The organism is Phenylobacterium sp., from assembly GCF_024508875.1.
Classification (GTDB): domain Bacteria; phylum Pseudomonadota; class Alphaproteobacteria; order Caulobacterales; family Caulobacteraceae; genus Phenylobacterium.
In genome coordinates, this window is the sequence record NZ_JANINU010000127.1 from 1 (window position 1) to 6,643 (window position 6,643).

A 6,643-nucleotide genomic window follows, 5' to 3' on the forward strand; every position below is an offset into this window, starting at 1 on the left:
CGGCGGGCTTCAGCGAAGCCGTGGTGCTCTTCAGCATGAGGGACGATCCAATAGACTTAGCGGAGCCGCTGAAGGCGTCCCCGACGTGAGGCGCGGCATATGCCGGTCGAAAGCCTCAAAGTCAACAGTGGAAATGTCGCGCATTTCCACGAAAAGCACGTAAATTCTGATACTTACGCGTTACGGTATTATAATACCGCGACTTTTCTGCGCTCAGACCCGCCGCACGCGCCAGCCGAACGCCACCGCCAGGCTAAGCACCAGTGCCGCGACCAACTGGTGGACGATGCTCATGCCCAAAGGCGCATGCATCATCAGCGTGCCGATCCCGAGCAGGACCTGGAGCAAGACAGCGACCGCCACCGCCGCGCCCAGCATCCTGGACTCGCGCGCCAGATAGTCCGAGCGCCATGCCGCCGCCCCGATCGCGACCGCCACGATGGTCAGCAGGTAGGCCACGAGCCGGTGATGTAGCTGCACCGCCCCCTGCACGTGCGCCAGAGTCGCCCAAAGGCTGCCGCCCGAGCCATAGTCGTCCGGAACCAGGGCGCCGTTCATGAACGGCCAGTCGTTGTAGACGAGGCCAGCGTCGTTGCCGGCCACCAGGGCCCCCAGCAGAATCTGCAGATAGATCAGGCCGATCAGCCAGGAGGCGCGCCGCCCCCACGGGCTGGGCAAGGTCTGGCGCGCGGCCCCCGCCCAGGCGTCCAGCGCTGTCCAGAGCAGCAGGCCCAGCAGTGCGAACGCCAGGCCCAGGTGGACCATCAGCCGCTCGGGCGCCACCGACACGCGCTGGGCCAGCCCGCTGGAGACCATCCACCAGCCGACCGCCCCCTGCAGCCCGCCCAGGACGAAGATGCCGCCCAGACGCAGGAACAGCCGCCGCGGCAGGTCGCGCCGGATGGCGAAGACCACGAAGGGCACGAAGAACACCACGCCCAGCAGGCGCCCCAGCAACCTGTGCGACCACTCCCACCAGTAGATGGACTTGAAGGCGCCGAGGCTCATGCCGGCGTTGAGCTGGCTGTACTGCGGGATCTGCTTGTAGAGCGCGAACTCGCGCTGCCAGTCGGCGTCGCTCAGCGGCGGGATTGCGCCAGTCACGGGCTTCCACTGGGTGATGGACAGGCCGCTGTCGGTGAGGCGCGTCGCCCCGCCGACGATCACCATGCCCAGCACCATGGCGGCGACCACCAGCAGCCAGATGGCCACGGGCTTGGAACGGTCTGAACGCAGGAACGAAGTCATCGACGGGCGGTGGCGCAGCTTCTGGGCCGAACTTTGGCGGGCTCTCTAGCCGTCTTCCGCACCGGCCTCCAGCACTCTATGACGCAGCCATGTCTCCGCGCCTGCGCAAGTTCATCGGCATGATCGGCATCCTGGGGTTCTGCGGCGCCTATGTCGTCGCCGTCGCCACCATCGGCGACTACCTCCCGGACCATTGGGCGGCGCGCCTCGTCTACTACGGCCTGGCCGGCACGCTCTGGGGCGTGCCGCTGTTCCCGCTGATCCGGTGGATGAACCGGGAGCCGCCGCCCAAGGGCTGAACTTGGCGCTTGCGGTCGCGCGTCTATCCGCTAGAAGACGCGCCTCGCCGCCTGGCCCTTCGGAGCGTGGCGCAGCTTGGTAGCGCACTTGACTGGGGGTCAAGGGGTCGCAGGTTCAAATCCTGTCGCTCCGACCAGCGGCCGGCGGCGAGAATTTCCCATCCATAAAGACATGCTCGTCATGGCCGCCATGACGATCGGGGTAAGGCGCCCTACTCCTTCAGCAGGCCGTCCAAGCGGGCCTTGGCCGTCTCGAGATCGCGCAGCGCCTCCAGCAGGGCCGATCCGCCTACGGCCTTGGGCGTGCGCGCCGCCGCCGGCTTCGCCGCGATAGCGGCCGCAGGCTCCGACGGGACCTGCGAAGCGCCCTCCCCGGCCGCGACGAGCCGCTTCAGGCCCTGCTCGCGGTGGAGCTTCTGGACGCCCTTGATCGTGTAGCCCTCATCGTGCAGCAGGCGCCGCACGCCGCGCAGCACGGCGATGTCGGCCGGGCGGTAGAACCGGCGCCCGCCCGCCCGCTTCATGGGCTTGATGAAGCTGAACTTGGTTTCCCAGAACCGGAGGACGTGCTGGGGCACATGAAGCTCGTCCGCCGCTTCGGAGATCGTGCGGAAGGCTTCGGGCCCCTTGGCCATCGCCCTACGAGGCCGTCACCGAGAGAGAGCCTGGTCGACGCGCGCCTTCATCACCTGCGAGGCGCGAAAGCCGATGACCCGGCGCGGATCGATAGCGGCCGGCTCGCCCGTCTTGGGGTTGCGGCCCATCCTGGCGCGTTTGGCGCGCACCTGGAACACGCCGAAGCCCGAAAGCTTCACCTGCTCCCCGCGCTCCAACGCCTGGCACATCAGTTCGAGGACGCGCTCGACCAGCTCGGAACAATCCTGACGGGTGAGGCCCACCTGCTCGTGGACGGACTCGCACAGATCGGCCCGCGTCACCGTCGCGCCCTTCATGATGGCCATTGTCCCCGCAGACACGTCGTTCATGCGCCTTGATTGTCCCATCGCGACAAAGACTTCAAGTCACGCTTTACAGCTTAAGCCTAACTGATCCTCAAAGGCGCAAGACGCAGGCGCCCCAGGTGAGGCCGCCGCCCATGGCTTCCAGCAACAGGAGCTGGCCCGGACGGATGCGACCGTCCTTCACCCCCTGGTCCAGCGCAAGCGGAATCGAGGCCGCCGAGGTGTTCGCGTGTTCGGCCACGGTCGAGATGACTTTCGTCTCGTCGATGCCCAGCCGCCTGGCCACGCCTTCCAGGATCCGCTGGTTGGCCTGGTGGGGGATGAACCAATCGACGTCCGGCACGGCCACGCCCGCATCCGCGGCCGCGGCGGTCACGGCCTCCGAGATGTTCACCACGGCGTGGCGGAACACCTGGTTGCCCTGCATCCGCAGGTAGCCGGTCTGGCGGTTGGTCGAGACGCCGCCGTCCACGTAGAGCAGTTCCTGCTTGGTCCCGTCGGCGCGCAGGGCGAAACCCAGCAGGCCGCGGTCGGCGGTCGTCCCCTCGCCTTCGCCCGGCTCCACGACGACGGCGCCAGCCCCGTCGCCGAACAGCACGCACGTGCCGCGGTCGGTCCAGTCCATCAGCCGCGTCATGGTCTCGGCGCCGATCACCAGCGCGCACTTCGAGCGGCCTCGCGCCACGAAGCCGTCGGCCGTCGAAAGGGCGTAGACGAAGCCCGAGCACACGGCCTGCACGTCGAAGGCGATGCCGACGGGGCAGCCCAGCTTGCGTTGGACGATGGTGGCGACGGCGGGGAACGTCAGGTCGGGCGTCGTGGTGGCGACGATGATCAGGTCCACGTCGGCGGGCGTGCGGCCGGCGGCCTCGAGCGCGCGGCGGGCCGCCTCCACCGCGAGGTCCGACACCGGCGTATCGTCGTCCGCCTGGCGGCGCTGGCGGATGCCGGTGCGTTCGCGGATCCATTCGTCGGAGGTGTCGACGATCTTGGCGAGTTCGTCGTTCGTCACGATCCGGTCGGGCAGATAGCCTCCGACCCCGGTGACGACGCTACGCAGGACTTTGGACAATTCAGGCGGCTCCGTCCGCGGATGCGCGGTCCGCCGGCGCAAGGGCGGCGGGAAGCCGCCTCATATTCCGTTCGATCTCCGAGGCAAACCCGCTTTGCGCGATATCCGCCGCCGCGCGCAGGGCTTTCGCGAAGTCGCGCGCATCCGCACCGCCGTGGCATTTCAGGACCAGGCCGTTCAGCCCCAGCAGCGGCGCGGCGGGCGGCGGGCTGATCTTGTCGCGGAAACGCCGCAGCGACGGGCGCGCCAACAGAAAGCCAAGCTTGGTGAGCAGGCCCGACGCCAGGGCGTCGCGCAACTCGCCGTACATGAACTTCGCGGCGCCCTCCATGGCTTTCAGGGCCACGTTGCCGGTGAAGCCGTCGGTGACCACCACGTCGACCGCGCCATGGGTGATGTCGTCGCCTTCCACGAAGCCCTTGTAGTCCAGGTCGATCGCCCCCTCGCGCAGGATGCGATTGGCCTCGCGCACCTCCTCGTGGCCCTTCATCTCCTCCGAGCCCACGTTCAGCAGGCCGACGGTGGGTTTCGCCACACCGTGGGCGGCGCGGTGATAGGCCTCGCCCATGATGGCGAACTCGACGAGGCGCTCGGCGTCGCAGTCGACGTTGGCGCCGACGTCCAGGAAGGTGGTGACACCTTTAGCGTGGGGAATGCTGGCCACGAGGGCCGGCCGGTCTAGGTCGGCGCTCATCCGCAGGATCAGCTTGGAGATCGCCATCAGGGCGCCGGTGTTGCCGGCCGAGACTGCGGCGTTCGCCTGCCCCTCGCGGATCGCCTCGACGCAGGCCCACATCGACGTGCCCTTGCCGCGGCGCAGCGCCTGGGCGGGCTTCTCGTCCATCGCGATGACCCGCTCGGCATGGCGCACCTCGGCCCGGGCCTCGGAAAGCTTGCACCGCGCCATCTCGGCGCGGATCGCGGCCTCGTCGCCGTGCAGCAGCAGCCGGACGGTCGGCGGGAGGTCCTTCAGGGCGGCTGCGCAGGCCGGTACGACCACAGACGGGCCGTGGTCGCCGCCCATGGCGTCGACGGAAATCACCAGGGATTGGGTCAAATGAAGTGCTTTCGTCCCTCGGCGAACCGGATTCGCGGGGCGACCTTACTCCCGCCCGTCAAAGACTGGAAACTAGGGCTTCGGCTCGTGGAGTTTCTTGAGCGCCGCGAACGGAGAGGTCTCCTCCTCGGGCGCCTGGTAATCGAAGGTTGCGCCCGGCTTGCGCGGGAAAGGATCGATCTCCAGCGCCAGGTGCTCGACCACATAGGCCGCGACGTCGATGGCGTCCCCCGACAGCACGTCCGGCGCGTCCGGCGCGTCGAGGTCCAGTTCGACCTCAGGGCCTTCATGAGACACCGCATGCGGGCTTCCGGCCGGAACGACGCGCACATCGATCTCGCCGGCGAGGGGCTGTTCGAAGGGCTCCAGCGACACGCCGCAGACCTGCTCCACCACGGCCTTGAAGCGGCCCACGATCTCGGTGCCGTCCAGCCAGGGCTTCACGGTGACCTCGGCCGTGAGCGACGGCAGGCCGCGAAGTCCCAGGCGCTTGGCGATGGCGGCGCGCTCGGACTCGTCGGCCAAGAGCTGGAGGCGGACGGGACCGCGATCCAGTTCGTGCAACTTGATAAGACGGTCCCAGCTCACAGCGGCCTCCAGTTCAGTTGGCCGGTCACGATGCGCTCCAGGTCTTGCCCGGCCAGGGCCTCGCGCTGCGCCAGCACGTAGGCGGCGAGGTGCGGCGCCGGCGTGCTGTCGGCGTTGGCGTAGACGGTCCGCGCCAGTACGGCCTCAATCTCCGCGCGGTCCGGCAGCGCCGCGAGCGCCGCTTCCCAGGAATGGACCCGGCCGTAGAAGGCTTCCCCCAGCTTGCGCATGCGCTTTCCGACGGAGAGGTCGCCGACACCCAGCTCGCGCAATCCGTTGTCCAGCCCGCTGAGGAACGTGTCGAAGAAGACCTGCGCCGTGTCGGCGGCCTGCGCCCCCTGCCCCTTCAGCCGTTCCAGGATCAGATAGGTGTGGAGGCTGTAGATCTCGAACCGGCCCTCCGCCGTGTCGGGCGCGCCCAGGTCGGCGTAGAGGAACGGCTGGCGCGCCTGGGCGACCATCGCCGCATAGAGCGCCTGGGCGGCGATCTGTGTCGGTCGGGGCTTGAACAGCCGCTTGAGCATGGAAACCGGCCTCGATTTCGCCAGAAGACGTGGCTAAAGGCGGCATTGAACTAAGGGGCGGCCGGCGATAGGTCAAAGGCTCTTGCCCGCTTGGCGACCAGAAACGAGTCCTGATGTCCCGCAACGCCGCCCTCGCCGCACTTGCCGCCGTCACCCTGACGGCCGCCGGGCTCTCGGCCTGTTCGCCGATCACCAGCTATTCCGGCTTCCAGGCGATCGACAGCGACCCCAAGGACGTGAAGGTCGGCACGGATACGAAGTCCACCGTCCGCGCCAAGCTGGGGTCCCCCTCGGTGCAGTCCACCTTCGACCCGAACGTCTGGTTCTATATCAACCAGGTGAAGGAGCGCGTGGCGTTCCGCAAACCGCAGGTCACAGCCCGCAACGTCACCGCCATCGTCTTCAACAAGGACAGCGAGATGGTGGAGACAGTGAACGTCTATACGCTGAAGGACGGCAAGGTGATCGCCTACAACAACCGCGAGACGCCGACCCGCGGCCGCGAGATGACCGTCCTGGAACAGCTCCTGGGCAGCGTGGGCCGCGGCACCATGCTCCCGCAGGACGACGAAGGCGTGCCCGGCAGCCGCCCCGGCGACCGGCGCTAGCGCCTCCTCCAGGATCGAAAAGAACGAGGCCCCGGAGAGCGATCTCCGGGGCCTCTTCTTTTCGCCTGAGGCGGCGCCGGACTAGCCGACCGCGCCGTGGGCCAGGATCGCCAGCAGCAGCAGGGCCACGATGTTGGTGATCTTGATCATCGGGTTCACGGCGGGACCCGCCGTGTCCTTGTAGGGGTCGCCGACGGTGTCGCCGGTGACGGCGGCCTTGTGAGCCTCCGACCCCTTGCCGCCGTGGTGACCTTCCTCGATCAGCTTCTTGGCGTTGTCCCACGC

Annotated in this window: 10 protein-coding genes and 1 tRNA gene; 3 read left to right on the forward strand and 8 right to left on the reverse strand. The window is 68.2% G+C overall.

Going from position 1 to position 6,643, the window contains the following annotated elements; genetic code table 11:
• Window positions 1–213: 213 nt before the first annotated feature.
• Complete coding sequence (locus tag Q0L11_RS10950; RefSeq protein WP_296597262.1) at window positions 214–1,248, reverse strand: COX15/CtaA family protein; 1,035 nt, start codon at window positions 1,246–1,248, stop codon at window positions 214–216.
• Window positions 1,249–1,337: 89 nt separating this feature from the next.
• Here Q0L11_RS10950 and Q0L11_RS10955 point away from each other — a divergent pair, with 89 nt between their 5' ends.
• Window positions 1,338–1,547 (forward strand): DUF2842 domain-containing protein, encoded by a 210-nt coding sequence (locus tag Q0L11_RS10955; protein ID WP_296597263.1) that lies wholly within the window; start codon window positions 1,338–1,340, stop codon window positions 1,545–1,547.
• Window positions 1,548–1,607: 60 nt separating this feature from the next.
• A tRNA-Pro gene (locus Q0L11_RS10960) sits at window positions 1,608–1,684 on the forward strand.
• Between the two features lie 75 nt (window positions 1,685–1,759).
• Here Q0L11_RS10960 and Q0L11_RS10965 read toward each other — a convergent pair.
• From Q0L11_RS10965 to Q0L11_RS10990, 6 genes are all read right to left on the reverse strand, one after another.
• Window positions 1,760–2,182: a MerR family transcriptional regulator gene (locus tag Q0L11_RS10965; RefSeq protein WP_296597264.1), complete on the reverse strand. Its 423-nt coding sequence runs from the start codon at window positions 2,180–2,182 to the stop codon at window positions 1,760–1,762.
• Window positions 2,183–2,197: 15 nt separating this feature from the next.
• Window positions 2,198–2,500, reverse strand: coding sequence for an integration host factor subunit alpha (locus Q0L11_RS10970; RefSeq protein WP_296597272.1), 303 nt, complete (start codon window positions 2,498–2,500; stop codon window positions 2,198–2,200).
• Between the two features lie 100 nt (window positions 2,501–2,600).
• Complete coding sequence (locus Q0L11_RS10975) at window positions 2,601–3,581, reverse strand: beta-ketoacyl-ACP synthase III (RefSeq protein ID WP_296597265.1); 981 nt, start codon at window positions 3,579–3,581, stop codon at window positions 2,601–2,603.
• 1 nt (window position 3,582) lies between these two features.
• Entirely contained in the window at window positions 3,583–4,638 is a 1,056-nt protein-coding gene (gene plsX / locus Q0L11_RS10980; RefSeq protein ID WP_296597267.1) for a phosphate acyltransferase PlsX, read from the reverse strand.
• A 72-nt stretch (window positions 4,639–4,710) separates the two neighbouring features.
• Entirely contained in the window at window positions 4,711–5,226 is a 516-nt protein-coding gene (locus Q0L11_RS10985; RefSeq protein WP_296597268.1) for a DUF177 domain-containing protein, read from the reverse strand.
• Entirely contained in the window at window positions 5,223–5,750 is a 528-nt protein-coding gene (locus tag Q0L11_RS10990) for a ubiquinol-cytochrome C chaperone family protein (RefSeq protein WP_296597269.1), read from the reverse strand. Before Q0L11_RS10990 ends, Q0L11_RS10985 begins: the two co-directional genes overlap by 4 nt.
• A 113-nt stretch (window positions 5,751–5,863) precedes the next feature.
• Here Q0L11_RS10990 and Q0L11_RS10995 point away from each other — a divergent pair, with 113 nt between their 5' ends.
• The gene (locus Q0L11_RS10995) at window positions 5,864–6,358 is read left to right on the forward strand and encodes an outer membrane protein assembly factor BamE (protein ID WP_296597270.1); all 495 of its coding nucleotides are present in this window, start codon (window positions 5,864–5,866) and stop codon (window positions 6,356–6,358) included.
• Window positions 6,359–6,439: 81 nt separating this feature from the next.
• On the opposite strand, the gene Q0L11_RS11000 is transcribed toward Q0L11_RS10995, so the two are convergent.
• On the reverse strand, window positions 6,440–6,643 hold a 204-nt coding region (locus tag Q0L11_RS11000), incomplete at its 5' end, for a sodium/proton-translocating pyrophosphatase (RefSeq protein ID WP_296597271.1).